The sequence below is a fragment of the Pseudoruminococcus sp. genome, assembly GCF_047012705.1.
GTDB lineage: Bacteria > Bacillota > Clostridia > Oscillospirales > Acutalibacteraceae > Pseudoruminococcus.
This window is the reverse complement of the sequence record NZ_JBKXNW010000007.1, coordinates 41,206-58,371: the sequence shown is the minus strand read 5'-3', so window position 1 is coordinate 58,371 and position 17,166 is coordinate 41,206. Positions and strand designations below refer to the sequence as shown.

Here is a 17,166-nt window from a genome sequence, read left to right as displayed (position 1 = left end):
ATGGATATTAAAGAAGCGAAGCTTGAAATTATAAATACAGTTAAGGCATATTTGAGCAAAGATTCAGAGGGTGGGTATATAATTCCAAGGGTACATCAAAGACCAATTTTACTTATGGGCCCCCCTGGAATAGGTAAGACTCAGATTATGGAGCAAGTTGCAAAGGAATGTGGAATTGCTTTAGTTTCCTATACAATTACTCACCATACAAGACAGAGTGCAGTAGGCTTGCCTTTTATTGTCAAAAAAGATTATATGGGCAAGGAATATTCTGTTACAGAATATACTATGAGTGAAATTATTGCTGCCGTTTATGATAAAATAGAAAGTTCAGGAATTAAAGAGGGCATACTCTTTATAGATGAAATTAATTGTGTTTCAGAAACTCTTGCTCCTGCAATACTCGAATTATTGCAATTTAAGCGTTTTGGCAATACAGATATACCAAATGGTTGGGTTCTTGCTACTGCGGGAAACCCACCGGAATACAATAAATCTGTCCGAGAGCTTGATATAGTAACTCTTGATAGAGTAAAGCGTATAGATGTAAGAGAAAATTTCCTTGTCTGGAAAGAATATGCTTATAAAAAAGGTATTCACCCTGCAATTATTTCCTATCTTGATTTAAGGCGAAATAATTTTTATCGAATTGAAGAAAGTGTAGATGGAACAGAATTTGCAACAGCTCGTGGTTGGGAGGATTTGTCGCAGACTATGAGCATTTATGAACATATGGGAGTACAGATAAGTGACAATATAGTATATCAGTTTATTCAGCACAGAAAAATTGCGGTAGATTTTGCTAATTATTATGAGCTTTATATCCGTTATGAAAAAGAATATCCGATTGATGAAATTCTTGCAGGCAGGTTTGAAAATTATAATCTCAAAAAGATTAGCGGTGCATCATTTGATGAAAGGCTTAGTGTAGTATCTATACTTGTTTCTAAGCTTGCAAACAGAGCAAAGGAAATACTGTTTAAGAATGATACTATTGCTGAATTATTTGATATTTTGAAAGAAATTAAGTCCTCCGAGAGCGGAGAAATTTTAAAGTTGTTGTCTGCTCAGATGAATTTTTTAAGGGAAGAATATGGCAGTGAAGGAATAACTCCTGAAAGAGCAGAAATTCTAAAAGCAACCTCCAAAAAGCTTAAAGAATATATAGAAAATTCAAAAGATTCTGAAAGCTTTGATGTTTTTAAAAATCTTTTTGATAAAGATACATCATTACTTGATAATGATATTGATGAGCTTTCTAAATCGTTGGGATATGCTTTTGATTTTATGGAGCTTATTTTTGGAGCAACTCAGGAAATGACTGTATTTGTAACAGAACTTTCAATAAATATATATACACTTAGATTTATAGAAGAATTTGGCTGTGAGAAGTTTTATAGGTATAATAAAATATTACTGGTTGATGGAGAAACGATATGAAAAATAAATTTTGTGTAATTCTAAAATCAAAAATATTTATTTACATATTTTTGGCTATTATTATTTTATCTCAGATTGCTTTTATGACCTATGGTTTTGCAACAGAAAAAATGGGTTATCATTCAGATGAAATGTATTCATATGGCTTGTCTAATTCTTATCATAATCCGTTTTTAAGCGTTGACGGAGATATAAGCAGTAGAAATCGTATGAATACGACCGAATGGGTTTCCGGTAGTATTATGAATGATTACCTTGTTGTTAATGATGGAGAAGCATTTGATTATGCAAATGTATGGTATAATCAAAGTCTTGACCGTCACCCTCCATTATACTATGCAGTGCTTCATACTGTATGTTCTTTTTTTCCAAATCAATTTTCACCATGGTTCGGTTTTTCAATAAACCTTGTGTTTTTTGCAATAACTCAATTTTTTCTGTTCCTAATAGCAAGAAAACTTATGAAGTCAAATTGGCTTGCAGTTTTAGTATGTATATGTTACGGATTTTCTGTCGGAGCTGTTAATGTTGTTGCGTTTATAAGAATGTATGCAATGCTGGCTATGTGGGTAACTATTTTAGCATATTTGCATCTAAAGGTTAAGGAAAGCGGAGATAAACTAAATATAAAGGTTTTGTTGCCACTTTTGATAATAACTGCACTTGGAGCATTAACACAGCATGAATTTACAGTTGTAGCTTATTCATTTGCTATATGCTTCTGCTTACACTATCTTATGAATAAGGATATAAAAAACTTCTTTAAATATGGGTTTACAATGTTGGGAGGAGTGCTTCTTTCATGGGCAATATTTCCTGCAATGCCAAAACAGATATTTTCCGAAGGTGGACATGCAACATCATTTGAACTTATGTATCAACAAATATATGATGCAATAAATTATATATTTAGTGAACTTTTTGGATTGAGCGGAATATGGGCAGTAATAGGTGGAATCATTCTTTTAATTATTATGATTATTTCTGCAATAATTTGTTCTAAGAGAAGACCCAAAGATAAAACAGAGCCAGAAAAAAAATTATCCCTAATAGGAAGATTTATGAAATGGTTTGCCAAGCTTGATTATTTTTATATGGGTGCGATTGCTGCTATTATTATAATAGTTATTACAACTATTCATTCAGTAAATTTCATATATATGGGATATTGTGACAGATATTTATTTAGTGTATATCCTCTTATAGTTTTGCTTGTTATTACAGTTGTTACATATCTTATCTCTGCAATTAAACCAATAAAAAGTATTTACTTAAAAAGAGGAATTTCAACTGTACTATTTTTGTCTTTATTAGTAGTAAATGTTATTTGTATAAAGCCAACATATTATTTTAAACAAACTGATTATACAGAACTAAAATCTAAATTTGATAATAACAATGTTATAGTTTTGGAATATGATCCTGAAGCAGAGTGGAGAATGGTTTGTTTTTCCTATTGTTTAATGGACAGTGATAAGGTTTTCTTTAGTTCCTATGGCAATTTCATAGAAAATTTAGATAAAGTAGATAGTCTTAAAACTGATAAGACAACTTATTTACTTTTGGCATTGAATGGAAAGTTAAGGTCTGATGAATCTGACGGAGAATATCTCTTGAGAATTTTAAATTCTGATATGAGTATGCGTGAGAGTATTCGCACCAATGAATTTATAGATAAATATTGTTCAAAGCTTAACTTTTATAAGACGCCTGAAAGACAAGGAGTAGTAGAAATTCATGGAATTAAATATTTGATGTATGTTATAGGATAAACTTTAGGAGCGTAAATAGATGAAAGAAAAAATAATAAAATTATTTAAATCCAAAATATTTATATATATATTCTTGATAATTGTTATATTAGCACAGATTATATATTTTTCTTGTGTTTTTGCATTTCAGAAAGAGGGATTTCATTCTGATGAAATGTACTCTTATGGCTTGTCAAATTCTCACAGAAATCCGTTTTTAACTATAGATGGCGATATTTATAGTGTGGAATTTAAGAATGTAAATGAATGGATTTCAGGAGATGTTCTTAGAGATTATCTTATAGTTAATGACGGAGAAGCTTTCGATTATGCAAATGTATGGTATAATCAAAGCTTAGACCGTCATCCACCATTATATTATAGTGTTCTACATACAGTATGTTCATTTTTTCCGAATCAATTTTCACCGTGGTTTGGATTTTCTGTAAACATAGCAGTATTTGTAGTTTTACAGATTTTTTTATTTCTACTTGCGAAAAAGCTTTTTAAATCTAAATGGCTTGCAGCTATAGTTTGTCTCTGTTTTGGCTTTTCTGTGGGAACAGTAAATGTTTTTATTTACATAAGAATGTATGCTATGCTGATGATGTGGGTAGTTATTATGGCATATATTCACACTAAGCTTCTTGATATTAAAGATGATTTGAAACTCAAATCACTTATTCCTGTTACAATAGTAGTGATGCTTGGAGCATTAACACAACATGAATTTACAATAATGGCTTTTGTATTTGCAGTTATGTTTTGCATAAGATATTTATGCAAAAAGCAGATTGAAAATTTCTTTAAATATGGAATTTCTATGGCGTCTGGAGTTGCACTTGCGTGGGCTGTATTTCCACCGCTTATGGGACAGGTTTTTACAGAATCAGGTTCTCAGGTGGATATGAGAGCGTTTTTTATTCAAATTAGAGTTTCTATTGAAAATATATTCGGAGAATTGTTTGGAATAAAGGGTTTATCAGATGGGGATAAAATTTATTATATGACTGTTATTCCCGTTTTTATAATCGTTATAGTGTTGTTTGCACTTCCGATATGCTTTTTATTTAGAAAGAATGAAAAATTTCGTTCTGCTTTATTAAATTTTAAAAATAAATTCAAGGAATTTCCGCAAACATTAAAATCATTTAGGCCTATAAAATCAATAAAAGAATGGCTTTGCAGAATTAATTTTGTTTATTATCCTATGCTTTTAGGGTCATTAGCGATAATTATTATATCGGCTAAATCGGTTTTGTATTATGCGATGGGATATTGCGATAGATATATTTTTATAACATTTCCATATATGTTCTTGATATTTATGGCAATAATAATATGTATTCTTTCAAAGATAAAGCCACTTAAAAAACATAATAGATATAAAATTGCGTCTGTAATAGCAATGATAGCTATATTGATAAATTGTAATGTGAATAGCTCTATCGGATATTTATTTAAAAATGAAGGTATGGGAGATTTTAAAGATTTAACTAAAGATAGCGATTGTATTGTAGTAGAACTATCAAAAAATTTTAAATGGCGTTTAGTATGCTTTACAAGTGAGCTTTATGATGTTGATAAGATTTTCTACACAAGCTATGATGAAATTGATAATTATATAGACAAAATTTCTTCTCTAAAAACGGACAAGCCTATATATGTATTTCTTACGGAATATATAAATGGTTTAGAAGAAAAACCTATTGAAGAAATTGTTGAAAATTACTCGAATAGTTTTGGTTTAGGAGATTTTAAAAATATTGGCTCAGTAACTATTTTTAGTTTAAAATACTATGTTTATAGGATTCAATAAAGGAGGAGTTTTATAATGTTTGTAGATGTAGCTAAGATACAGATAACAGCAGGCGACGGCGGAGATGGCGCAGTTGCTTTTCATAGAGAAAAATATGTTGCCGCAGGTGGTCCGGATGGTGGAGATGGCGGTCGTGGTGGAAATATAATTTTTAAGGCTGACGATAATCTTTCAACATTGGCAGATTTCCGTTATAAACGAAAGTATAAAGCACCAAAGGGTGAAAACGGCAGGGGTGCTCGCTGTAATGGTAAAAAAGCGGAAGATTTAGTTATTCGTGTACCTCGTGGAACACTGATTAAAGATGCAAATACAGGCAGAATTATTGCGGATATTTCAGATGATGAGCCTGTTGTTGTCGCAAAAGGCGGCAGAGGCGGCTGGGGAAATACACATTTCGCAACACCTACAAGGCAAACACCACGTTTTGCAAAACCGGGCTTACCAGGAGAAAGTATGGAAGTTTCTCTTGAATTAAAACTTCTTGCAGATGTTGGGTTGGTGGGATATCCGAATGTTGGTAAAAGTACGCTTGTTTCAGTTGTAAGTGAGGCAAAGCCTGTTATTGCAAATTATCATTTTACAACAATAACTCCGGTTTTGGGAGTTGTCCGAATGGGTGAGGGAAGTTCATTTGTAATGGCGGATATTCCCGGACTCATTGAAGGTGCGGGCGAAGGCGTAGGCTTAGGACATCAATTTCTGCGTCATGTTGAACGCTGTCGTATGCTTGTTCATATAGTTGATGTTTCAGGTAGTGAGGGTAGAGATCCGAAAGAAGACTTCCGTATTATAAATGAAGAGCTTAAAAAGTTCAACCCAGAGCTTGCAGAGCGCCCTATGATTGTAGCAGGTAACAAGTGTGACCTTACAACAGATGAGGCTGTTGAAGATTTCAAAAAGTTTATAGAAGACCAAGGATATGAATTTTTCCCGATAATGGCGGCTATTGCATATCAGACAGAGCCACTTTTAAAGCGTATTCAGGAGATGCTCTCTAAACTTCCTCCTATTTCTCACTATGAACCGGAGCCGGCTCCAGTTATCGAGGAGGACGAACTTGGTAAGCAAGAGGTCAAGATTACAGTTCAGGACGGTATATTCTTTGTTGAAGGCGAATGGTTGCTTACACTTATTCGTTCAATCAATTTTGATGACAGTGAATCTGTACAATACTTCCAGCGTATGCTTATCAAGACGGGCGTTATTGATGCTCTTAAAGAGGCTGGCATATCTGAGGGCGATCCGGTAGACATTTACGAAATTGAGTTTGACTATATCGAGTAATATAGCATAAGTTTAATATAAATTAAAAGTTTTGTTCAAGCTTTTTCAGAAGCTTGCAGAGTTGAGGGAAAGAGTCCCTCGTGGGTTTTAAAGGCGAAACCCATAACATTTCTTTATTTCTAAAGCGGCGGACTTAGTCCACCGCTTTTAATTTTGAATAAATAAATCTACTTTGGAAATAATATCTATGAAATCTCATATTGGAGGGTGCATAGATATGCCAAAGAGAATCGGAAAATATACTCTTGAAATGGAAAATGATGTCAGAATATTAAATAACGCCGCTATTGTCGGTCATAAAGAGGCGGAAGGTCCTCTTGCCAAATATTTTGATAAAACATACAGTGATGATAAATTTGGCGAATCTTCGTGGGAAAAAGCTGAAAGTTTTCTGCAAAAATCTGCTGTAGAATTAGCTCTTAAAAAGGCTGAAATAGATGCCTCAAGCATAAATTATATTTTTGCGGGAGATTTGCTCAATCAGTGTATTTCTTCAACATTTGGACTTCGTGCTTTGGGAATACCTTTTCTTGGTCAGTATGGAGCTTGTTCTACAATGGCTCAGACTATTTCGATGGCATCAGTATTCACAGATAGCTTTGCTGCCGACAGATGTGTTGCTGTTACTTCTTCGCATTTCTGTTCAGCTGAAAGACAATTTCGTTTTCCACTTGAATACGGGGGACAAAGAACGCCAACGGCACAATGGACAGTTACAGGTTCGGGAGCGGCAATTATTCAAAGAGGCGGAAATGGTATAAAAATCAAGCGTATAACAATCGGAAGAATTACCGACATGGGAATTAAAGATGCTAACAATATGGGTGCAGCGATGGCTCCTGCGGCGGCTCAGACCATACTTGATTATTTTTCAGATACCAAAGAAAAACCACAAAATTTCGATTTAATTCTAACTGGGGACCTTGGTATGATAGGTAAAACTTTACTTTTAGAATTACTTGAAAAAGAAGGCTTGCAAATAAGTCGTCAGCATAATGATTGCGGTTTGATGATTTTCGATATAAAAACTCAAGATGTTCACGCAGGCGGTTCAGGTTGCGGTTGCAGCGGTTCAGTATTCTGTTCGTATGTATTGCAAAAAATGAAAACCAACGAGCTTAAAAGGGTTTTGTTTGTTGCAACGGGAGCTTTGATGTCCCCAACTTCAGCACAACAAGGTGAAAGTATTCCGGGAGTAGCACATCTTATTGAACTTGAAAGTGAATAGTTAGTAAGTTAAAAAATAATTGATGGTTTCATAAAAGCTTTTGTAAAATTTACCTTTGTATTAAGGTTTTATATTCTGTGCAACTTTATCAAAAATTATATAGAATGTTGGTACTCATTTCCGAGAAAAATATATACCGCTTTTGCTGAAAATGTGTTATAATAAATAAGAATGGTAATGTATTAGGTAAATTAAGACACTTGATTGGCATAGTGTTAAATATTTATTTCGGAGGTGAGTAATATGCTTAGTCGCATTCAAAATTGGGACAACCGTATGCTCGACAGAATTTCAAAACTGCGCACTAAGCGGTTGAATAAAATAATGGTTGGTGCAACAACTATCGGAAATAGTGGTCTTGTGTGGTTTGTTATTGCAGTAGCTTTATTGCCTTTTCAAAAATATAGAACCTCTGGAATAGCCATGATAATAGCGATTGTTGTTTCGTGGCTTTGCGGAGAGGTTACAATAAAAAATATCGTAGGCAGAGTTCGTCCTTGCCATAAGGTCAGTGAAGACCAACTTTTAATAAAAAACCCCCCGCACTATTCATTTCCTTCAGGTCATACGACATCATCGTTTGCAGCTACAACAGTTATGTTTTTTATGCACCCGATATTCGCAATTCCGATGCTTTTTTTGGCGGCATTGATTGCATTTTCTCGTACATATCTTTTAGTACATTATCTTACAGATGTTTTAGCAGGTATGGCATTGGGAATTATAACGGGTTGTATAGTAGTTCCGGTTGTGTATTCTATTTCTGTATTTAACTTTTCATAAATTAACGGCAAAGCTTTAAATAAGCCTTGCCGTTTTTATTTTACTATTTTATTATGAGATTCAAAGTTTGAACCTATTCTTAAATTATTATAAATTTCACTGCCATATTCGTTTCTTAGTTTTAGAAGATAGATGTCATTATGAATATGTTCGGTTATAATCTCTACAAGTAATGGATTATTTGTTATAGAAGCGAGCCATTCCCCTGAATCATTAGCATTGGCTATAAGTGTTTCAGAGTCATCATATGAAAGCATAAGGCGGCTTGCAGTATGTTTGTTTTTTCTATTATGAGTGAAAATTTTACAGGGTAGGTCTATATCTGGTTCATAGAATGAGAAAATAGTGATTGCTGTGCCGTTTTCAGACGCTTTTTTTATTGAAGTTTTGAAGATAGATAACTCTAAATCTGTATTTATGAAAACTTCGTTTTTTGCTTTGATAATCATATCTTTGGCGTATTCGATTATTGTTTTTATACCTTTTATTGTGAAAATACGATTTTCAAAGTGATTTTCTGAATATTGAGTGAGTGCTTCTTCGGCGAAAAAAGCATTTTCTGAAAATTCCTCGCTGAGCTTTTTAAAGATTACTTTAGGTGGTTGAGCTTTGTACACTGAACTGTTGTCTTGAACCTTTTGTACGATTCCTTTTTCAAACATATGCTCAAGTGCTGCGTAAACAGATGGTCTTGCTATTTCGATTTTCTTAGAAATCTGATAGCCTGACATTTCGCCTTCAAGAAGTGTTATATAGATTTCCGCCTCAAGCCTTGAAAAATTAAGATTTGTTAGTGTTGAAATGATTTGCTCTTTGTCCATATTTTTTCCCTTTTGAATGCTTATGATTATTTTTATTTTCTTTTAAATCCCAAATTAGTAAAACTGTATCTATAGCTAAAACTACGAATATAACAATCAACTCAAATGATTTCATTTTTATCAATTCCTTTTCTAATAATTATTAAAGAAAAGAATAAAGATCTTTTCTTTATACATATTAAATCACAATATTAAATACATTACAATAAGTAAAATAAATAATTATTATATAAATTTTAGAAATAATATTATTTGTATTAACTATATATTTTCAGCGAGTTTTAAAAGCTCTTGTTCTGTAAGAAAACCTGAAGAAGCGTTTTTATCTCCGATTTTATATGAAGCAAAGATTGATGCAAGTTTTAAAGAATCCTTTGGCGAACAGCCATTTATATAGAAATGCGTAAAAGCTGAAAGTAAAGCATCGCCTGCACCAATTGTATTAACAGGCTTGCGAGTTTTAAAAATTGGAAGTTCAATGAAATTATCGTTAGCTTTAGTGTAAAGTAAAGAGCCTTGAGAACCCATTCCAACTATAATTATTGAGTTTCCAAAGCGTTTTGCAGTTTCTTTAGCAAACAATCTTGCATCACCAAGATTTTCATTACTCATAAATAAAATATCTGCGTACTGCATAAAATCACGGTTATATTCATCGTCGAGAGATGAAATGACATGAACATCTGTAACTATTATTTTATTAAGTTCTTTTGCAATGGGAAGCATTTTTCTTGAAAAATTTATATTGCAAAGACACATACAATCGCATTTTTCGGCTTCTGCCTTGAATATATCTATATTATATGGGGTCTCTTGCGAGTCTTTGAGGTCGCAGATTATTTGTCTTTTACCATTTTTGTCATAAAGAACTACGGATTGTGGGGTTTGTGAAAGAATGGAAAGGATATACTCTGAATTGATATTTCGATTTTTGAGTTCTTGCTTAATAACTGAACCTAAAGTATCATTTCCACAAATAGAGAGGAGTGAAACCTTATCGCCAAGTGTTGTTAATGCAGAGGCAAGATTCAAACCTACACCCGATGGCATTGAATTTACGCCAAAAAAGTTATAATCTATGGCCTGATATTCAATGGGAAATGAGTTTATAGATGCAGTTGTTTCGATGTTAATAAGACCTGAAACAAGTATATTTTTCATAGCTAATCTCCTCTTCATTTTATGTTTTAATTGGTTTTTATTTTTCTTTAATGATAGCAAGATAAGGCAGCAATGTCAATTATTAGTTGTATAAATTATTCAACTAAAATTTAATGATAATTTTAAAAGTAACAAAACATTGACAAAATGAAGAAAAATAATATTCCCTTATAAAGCAGAAAGGGCTAAAATTTGTAGCTTTCCCCAACATAAAATCTTTAAAATGATAATATGATAAAAAGTTTCGTTAAAATGCACAAAAAACAAAGGCTTTTATTTTGTAACAAATTTGTTGCATATAGCGGTTTATAATATACCATATTAAAAGTTAATATGAAATGTCGATTTTGAGTAAAAAACCACATTTTTTAATATTTTATACTGATTTTATATAAGAATAGTCGATATTTAAGACAATATAAAAATCGCATAAAATAGAGGTTTTTAAGAATTTTTAGATTCCATTATTACTAAAAAGAAAATTTATAAATGAATTTTTAATCATTAATTTAAAAAGAACAGATTTATTGGCGAAAGTAACAAAAATTTAATAATTATGAATTTTTTGTAGCTTTTTATTGCCGCTTGTGGTAAAATATATATATTACCACATTATGTACGAATTTTTATTGCCTATATAGATGATATATAACTATATATTGTGGTTTTTAAAATTATAGTCTATCTGCATTATCTGGTCTTTTTTTTAATATAATAATGTATGATTTACTATTCATTTATAAAAATTTGGTTATTCTTTTCACTGCTTTATACTTGCTTTTTTAGGGTGGGTATACTATAATAATTACATAAAGTGGTGAAAGGTGGGTAAAAGTAGAGCGAAGTGCATAAAACGGAACTCATTTACCTAAAGTGTGGCAAATTATGTTGATGGGAACATACCAACATAATATCGACTCTAAAGGTCGTGTGATTATGCCTGCTAAGTTTCGTGAAGAGCTTGGCAGTGTATTTTATATTACACGAGGTCTTGATAATTGCCTTTCGGTGCTTTCTAAGAGTGACTGGGATAGCCTTGGCGAAAAGCTAAGGAGTCTTCCAAGCTCACAGACAAAGGATATTCAGCGTTTTCTGTTTTCAGGGGCGGCAGAGCTTGAACCTGATAAACAAGGCAGAGTTTTAATCCCACAGCCACTTAGAGATTACGCAGGTCTTACAAAAGATGTTGTAATTATAGGCACAGGACTTAAAGCCGAAATCTGGGATTTCGACAGATGGAATGAATATAACAATAAGGTTACTGAGGATAGTATGTTTGACATAATGTCTTCACTTGGAATTTAACTATGGAATTTGTACACAAACCTGTTCTGCTGAACGAAACGATTGAAAATCTTGATATTAAACCTGACGGAATCTATATTGATGGAACGGCGGGGGGCGGCGGTCATTCGTCAGAAATTGCAAAAAGGCTTAAAAATGGCAGACTTATCTGCATAGATCAAGACCCTGAGGCAATTTTGACACTGCATAACCGCTTTGATAACGATAATAAGGTAACTATATATAAATCGAATTTCTCTAAAATGAAAGAGGCGGCTAATGAGCTTGAGGTTTACTCGGTTGATGGAATTTTGCTTGATATAGGCGTTTCGTCAAGACAGCTTGATACGCCGGAGCGTGGTTTTTCATATCACCACGATGCACCTCTTGATATGAGAATGAGTAAAAACGGCACAACTGCTGCTGACCTTGTAAATACGCTTTCTTTCGGCGAGCTTTGCAAAATTCTTACGCTTTATGGCGAAGAAAAATTTGCAAAAAGTATCGTACGGGCGATTGAACAGAGAAGAGCGGTTAAGCCAATCGAAACTACGCTTGAACTTGCGGAAATTGTCGCTAATGCGTATCCCGCAAAGGCAAGACGTGACGGACATCCTGCGAGAAAAACCTTCCAAGCATTGAGAATTGCCGTAAATGGCGAGCTTGACAGACTTTCGGAAGGGCTTGACGCAGCTTTTTCATTGTTGAAAAACGGTGGCAAACTTGCAGTTATTACTTTCCATTCGCTTGAGGATAGAATCGTTAAGCAGAGAATGGCAAAATGGTGTCAGGGGTGTACTTGCCCAAAGGATTTTCCTATTTGCGTTTGTGGAAATACCCCGAGTGCAAAGCTTGTTACAAAAAAACCTGTAGAGGCTTCTGAAAAAGAACTTGAGGAAAACCCAAGAAGCAGAAGCGCAAAGTTAAGAGTTTGTGAGAAAATTAAGGATTATAAGAGAATTGAAGAATAGTTGACTATTCTGAAGGGATGATGAAAAATGAAAGAACAAGTAAACAGTGCATATGACCTCTCTTTATTTGAAACTGCACCTGAACTTGAACCCAAAAAACACCCTAAAAAGAATAATGTGATTGTGCTTCCTAAAGAGAAAATAAATAAGGAAGCAAGAAGACGACACAATATCTTCTATGTCGCTGCGATTTCTATTTTTGTCGTTGTTTTTACGGCTATTTCGATTACTATTGTACAATCAAATGTGCTTATAAATGAGCTAAATGCGCAAATCGTCGAAGCAGAGAATGAAATCAGCATACTTGAGGGTGAACAAACACAATATCAAATTCAGATTGACAGTAAGCTTTCTGAGGAAAAAATTGAAAGCTATGCTGAAAGTAATCTTGGTATGACTAAAGCCGATAATATGGAAAAAGAATTTATTACAATGTCGGGTGAGGATAAAGCAGAGATTCTGCAAGGAAATGGTCCCAAAAATGTTTTTGAAACAATAGCCGACGCATTTACAAGTCTTTGGTCATAAAACAGAGCTTTCAAAAAGGTATGGAGAGTAGGGCGGGGCTGTAACAAAGCGGTTGCTGATGTGACTGCAAGTTGTTACAACCCTATTTTCGCATTACAAGGAGGAACAATATGGCAAAAAAAGGTCCCACAGTTGTGCTTTGGAGAAGGTCGCTAATAGTTTTGCTTGTTATTTTAATTGCAGGCTTTGGCTCGGTTACAGCAAGACTTCTTTATCTTCAAACCTATATGGCTCCTGAGCTTCAGAAAAGAGCTGTTAACCAACAGCTTGCCGATACTACTATAAGTGCAAAGCGTGGAAGTGTATATGATAGAAATGGCAAAGTTCTTGCACAGAGCGCTACTGTATGGAAAATAGTTATTGCTCCGATTTTTCTCGAAACCGACAAAGAACGCCACATAGTAGCAGATGGTCTTGCAAAAATTCTTGAACTTGATTCTGAGGAGCTTTATAAAAAGACCTTGAAAAAGTCATACTATATAGAGGTAAAGCGTCAAGTAGAAACTGAGGCTCGTGATAAGGTTCTTGAATTTGCAAAGGATATAAAATCAAAGTATGGTATTGCTCAGGCGATTGATACCGTTGAGGATTTCAAGAGAAGCTATCCGCTTAATGAATTTGCAGGAAGCGTTCTTGGATTTGTCGGAAGCGACAGCCAAGGCCTTGAAGGTCTTGAGGCTCAATATGACGAATATCTTACCGGTAAACCGGGACGAATTATTACTGCCCAAAATGCGATTGGTACAAATATGCCATATCAGTATCAGCAGAAAATAGAGGCACAGGACGGATATAATCTGACCCTTACCCTTGATGAAACTATTCAGCGAATTATGGAAAAATATGTCAAGCAAGCTATTGTAGAAAATAAAGTTGCTAACCGTGGTTGTGCGATTATGGTTAATGTTAAGACCGGTGCGGTTTTAGGAATGGCTGTTGAAGATTCCTTTGACCCGAATAATCCATTTGAGATTGCTGATGAAAAAACTAAAAAAGAAATAGAAAGTCTTCCGGAAGATGAACAAGACCAAGCAACAAGTGATGCTCTTACTAAGCAATGGAGAAACAAAGCCATCAGTGATACTTATACTCCGGGTTCTGTTTTTAAACCGGTAACAACATCGGCGGTTTTGAGCGAAAAGCTTGTTGATGATAACACTCGCTTTAACTGCACAGGTTCTATTGTTCCTTATGAGGGTGCTGCGCCGATTGGCTGCCATCTTAGTAGCGGACACGGAAGCCAGACGCTTACTGAGGCACTTATGAATTCTTGCAACCCTGCTTATGTTCAGATGGGTTTTATGCTTGGTGCGGAGAAATTCTATCAATATTATGTTGCTTTTGGTTTCTCTGAAAAAACTGGTATAGACTTGCCTGGTGAAAGTGAGGATATTTTCTTTGACCAAGACGGTGTTGAAGGTAAGATGCATGATATTGACCTTGCAGTTGCACCTTTCGGTCAGAACTTCCAGATTACACCTATGCAGATGATTATGGCTATCTCGGCTATTGCAAATGAAGGTAAGCTTATGCAGCCATATATCGTTTCGCAAATTACAGATTCTGATGGAAATGTTGTTAAGTCAACAGAACCAACAGTTAAGCGCCAGGTTATAAGCAAAGATGTTGCAGACCAAGTTCTTGCTATGCTTGAGCAGAACGCAATAAGTGGTGGTGCAAAGAATGGTTATGTAGCCGGTTACAGAATAGGCGGTAAAACAGGTACATCAGAAACTCACAGAGATAACAATAATGATGGCATTGATGACTATATTGCATCTTTTGCCGGTATTGCACCATGTGATGACCCTGAGATTGCTTTGCTTTGTTACTTTGATACACCACTTGGCGACAGTTACTATGGTGCATCAGTTGCAGGCCCTTGCTTTAGAAATATTATGTCTGAAGTTTTGCCTTATCTTGGTGTTGAAAAGAAATATAATGAAAGCGAGCTTGAAAATCTCAGTACACAAATTTCTGCATACGGCGGAATGGCTGTTGATGAAGCTTCTGCAGCAGTTTCAAATGCCGAGCTTAAGGCTGTTATAAAGGGTGATGGCGATACTGTTATATCTCAAAGCCCTGACCCATATTCATATGTTCCAAAGGGCGGTACTGTTATTCTTTATACGGATAATTCGGCAGAAAGCGATACGGTTACGGTTCCGGACTTTAAGGGATTGAGTATGTCACAGGCTTCTGACTTGGCAACGCAATCCGGATTGAATATCACAATTTCTGGTACATTCTCAAGTGATGATTCTGTAACTGCAGAGGTTCAGAGTATAGAAAAAGGTAAGGTTGTATCAAGGGGAACAGTTATAACCGTAACCTTTGAACAAAAGAGTAATATAATGTAGCTATTATGCTTTTTGCATTAATAAAGGCTTACAGCTGATTTACGAAACAACAAAGCGTTTAGCTGTATGACCATTGATATGGTTAGAAGTGAGGTGCATTAAGAATGATTGATAAGAAAGTCAGACTTATTGCTGTTTTGGGTGAAACGGCAGATGAGGCGACGATACTCTTGGCTAAAATTTTGCGTTCGACAGGTTTTATTGTTTCAACGCTTAATCAAGAGGAGCATAGCTGTAAAGATGCTCTTATGACAGCAAGCAAGGTGTGCGATTTTATCATTCTTAATGCGTCGCTACTAAAAGAGGATATTCTTGAAGATTTTAATCTTGAAACTATTCTTGTGCTTTGCGATGTGGAAAAAGTGAATATTAACTTTATTGAAAAATTTAATAATATTGTACTTCCTTATTCGCTTGGTAAAAATTTTAGTGTTAAAGAAAAAAATATGTTATTTTATTCTGTTAACAGCAATGAGGCAGATTTGATTGCTAAAAATATAAATCCGCAAGATGATAAAACTGTGTTTGAACTTTTGGGCACAGGAGTTATAGGAAGAGTTAAACTTTCAAAATCAAGTAAACTTTCAGTAGAACTTGTACTTGCGGTTTCTTCAGCACTTGTTGCAATGGGAGTCCCGCTTGCAGCGGTTTTGAATGTTATAAATCAACTCTGAAGTTTAAAATATACAGAGTAAATTTTGAAGGGTGGAATAATAATGATAGGAATATGGACCATTATTGCGGCGGCGGTGTCGTTCGGAATATCGGCATTGATGGGAGTATGGCTTGTACCCTTTCTACGCAAGGTTCATTTCGGTTCTACAATACTCGAAGACGGTCCAAAGTGGCATAAAAGTAAGCAAGGAACACCTCTTATGGGTGGATTTATGTTCATTGCAGGAATTATAGTTTCTACTATATTGTGTGTATTTTTGTTTCATACGACAGCCGGTAGTTCATATGCCCCTGCTGAAACTCGTCTTGCAACAGTTAAGATTTATGCTGGTCTTCTGATGGCAGTTGCTTTTGGTGCAGTTGGCTTTATTGATGACTACATCAAGGTTGTCAAGAAGCGTAATCTTGGTCTTAAAGCATATCAGAAATTGCTTTTTCAGTTCCTTATTGCAGCAGCATATTTGCTTTCAATTTACTTGAGTGGCGGCACAAGCACTACTTATATTCCTTTTGTCGGAATAGTAGATATTGGCTTATTCTATTGGCCGATAGCGGCAATTCTTATTGTTGGTATGGTTAATGCTGTTAATCTTACAGATGGAATTGACGGTTTGTGCGGCTCTGTTACATTCTTTGGCGCAATATTCTTTATGATGATTGCAAGCTTTAGTGGCTATATTGGTATGAGTATTTTCTCTGCCGCAGTTGCTGGCGGCTGTCTTGGATTTTTACTTTGGAACTTCCACCCTGCAAAGGTATTTATGGGTGATACAGGTTCATTGTTCTTAGGCGGTGTTGTTTGCGCATTGGCATTTGGTATAGATATGCCTATACTTATGATCCCTATTGGAATTATTTATATAATTGAAATGTTCTCTGATATTATTCAGGTTCTTTATTTTAAAGCTACTCATGGCAAGCGTCTTTTCAAGATGGCTCCTATTCATCATCACTTCGAGATGTGTGGTTGGTCTGAGGTTAAGATTGTTCTTGTATTTTCAGTAATTACTATTATAGGCGGAGTATGTGCATTCATACTTTCACGCATTTAAATCTTT

General features: G+C 34.7%; 14 protein-coding genes. 12 read left to right on the top strand and 2 right to left on the bottom strand.

Annotated elements, in window-relative coordinates; genetic code table 11:
- From ACLU24_RS08200 to ACLU24_RS08175, 6 genes are all read left to right on the top strand, one after another.
- Positions 1 to 1,440: an ATP-binding protein gene (locus tag ACLU24_RS08200; RefSeq protein WP_412611757.1), complete on the top strand. Its 1,440-nt coding sequence runs from the start codon at positions 1 to 3 to the stop codon at positions 1,438 to 1,440.
- Positions 1,437 to 3,212, top strand: coding sequence for a hypothetical protein (locus ACLU24_RS08195; protein WP_412611755.1), 1,776 nt, complete (start codon positions 1,437 to 1,439; stop codon positions 3,210 to 3,212). The genes ACLU24_RS08200 and ACLU24_RS08195 overlap by 4 nt, the downstream gene beginning before the upstream one ends.
- Before the next feature lie 19 nt (positions 3,213 to 3,231).
- Positions 3,232 to 5,010, top strand: coding sequence for a hypothetical protein (locus tag ACLU24_RS08190; RefSeq protein WP_412611754.1), 1,779 nt, complete (start codon positions 3,232 to 3,234; stop codon positions 5,008 to 5,010).
- A gap of 15 nt (positions 5,011 to 5,025) precedes the next feature.
- Positions 5,026 to 6,297, top strand: coding sequence for a GTPase ObgE (gene obgE / locus ACLU24_RS08185; RefSeq protein WP_412611753.1), 1,272 nt, complete (start codon positions 5,026 to 5,028; stop codon positions 6,295 to 6,297).
- A gap of 217 nt (positions 6,298 to 6,514) precedes the next feature.
- Positions 6,515 to 7,525 (top strand): stage V sporulation protein AD, encoded by a 1,011-nt coding sequence (gene spoVAD / locus ACLU24_RS08180; protein WP_412611752.1) that lies wholly within the window; start codon positions 6,515 to 6,517, stop codon positions 7,523 to 7,525.
- Between the two features lie 243 nt (positions 7,526 to 7,768).
- Positions 7,769 to 8,308 (top strand): phosphatase PAP2 family protein, encoded by a 540-nt coding sequence (locus ACLU24_RS08175; RefSeq protein ID WP_412611750.1) that lies wholly within the window; start codon positions 7,769 to 7,771, stop codon positions 8,306 to 8,308.
- Positions 8,309 to 8,343: 35 nt separating this feature from the next.
- Here the strand turns inward: ACLU24_RS08175 and ACLU24_RS08170 are convergent, their stop codons facing one another.
- A complete protein-coding gene (locus ACLU24_RS08170; RefSeq protein WP_412611749.1) occupies positions 8,344 to 9,129 on the bottom strand; it encodes a TrmB family transcriptional regulator in 786 nt (261 codons plus the stop codon).
- A gap of 261 nt (positions 9,130 to 9,390) precedes the next feature.
- Positions 9,391 to 10,290: a carbohydrate kinase family protein gene (locus ACLU24_RS08165; RefSeq protein ID WP_412611746.1), complete on the bottom strand. Its 900-nt coding sequence runs from the start codon at positions 10,288 to 10,290 to the stop codon at positions 9,391 to 9,393.
- An 885-nt stretch (positions 10,291 to 11,175) separates the two neighbouring features.
- Between ACLU24_RS08165 and mraZ the strand changes: the two genes are divergently transcribed.
- The 6 genes from mraZ (at position 11,176) to mraY (ending at position 17,160) form a co-directional block, all read left to right on the top strand.
- Positions 11,176 to 11,595 (top strand): division/cell wall cluster transcriptional repressor MraZ, encoded by a 420-nt coding sequence (gene mraZ, locus ACLU24_RS08160; RefSeq protein WP_412611744.1) that lies wholly within the window; start codon positions 11,176 to 11,178, stop codon positions 11,593 to 11,595.
- Between the two features lie 2 nt (positions 11,596 to 11,597).
- Complete coding sequence (gene rsmH / locus ACLU24_RS08155) at positions 11,598 to 12,545, top strand: 16S rRNA (cytosine(1402)-N(4))-methyltransferase RsmH (protein ID WP_412611741.1); 948 nt, start codon at positions 11,598 to 11,600, stop codon at positions 12,543 to 12,545.
- A gap of 27 nt (positions 12,546 to 12,572) precedes the next feature.
- Complete coding sequence (locus ACLU24_RS08150; protein ID WP_412611738.1) at positions 12,573 to 13,073, top strand: hypothetical protein; 501 nt, start codon at positions 12,573 to 12,575, stop codon at positions 13,071 to 13,073.
- 110 nt (positions 13,074 to 13,183) lie between these two features.
- Positions 13,184 to 15,433: a penicillin-binding transpeptidase domain-containing protein gene (locus ACLU24_RS08145; protein ID WP_412611735.1), complete on the top strand. Its 2,250-nt coding sequence runs from the start codon at positions 13,184 to 13,186 to the stop codon at positions 15,431 to 15,433.
- 104 nt (positions 15,434 to 15,537) lie between these two features.
- Positions 15,538 to 16,107: a hypothetical protein gene (locus ACLU24_RS08140; RefSeq protein ID WP_412611732.1), complete on the top strand. Its 570-nt coding sequence runs from the start codon at positions 15,538 to 15,540 to the stop codon at positions 16,105 to 16,107.
- A 42-nt stretch (positions 16,108 to 16,149) separates the two neighbouring features.
- Complete coding sequence (gene mraY / locus ACLU24_RS08135; RefSeq protein ID WP_412611729.1) at positions 16,150 to 17,160, top strand: phospho-N-acetylmuramoyl-pentapeptide-transferase; 1,011 nt, start codon at positions 16,150 to 16,152, stop codon at positions 17,158 to 17,160.
- The last annotated feature ends 6 nt before the right edge of the window (positions 17,161 to 17,166 follow it).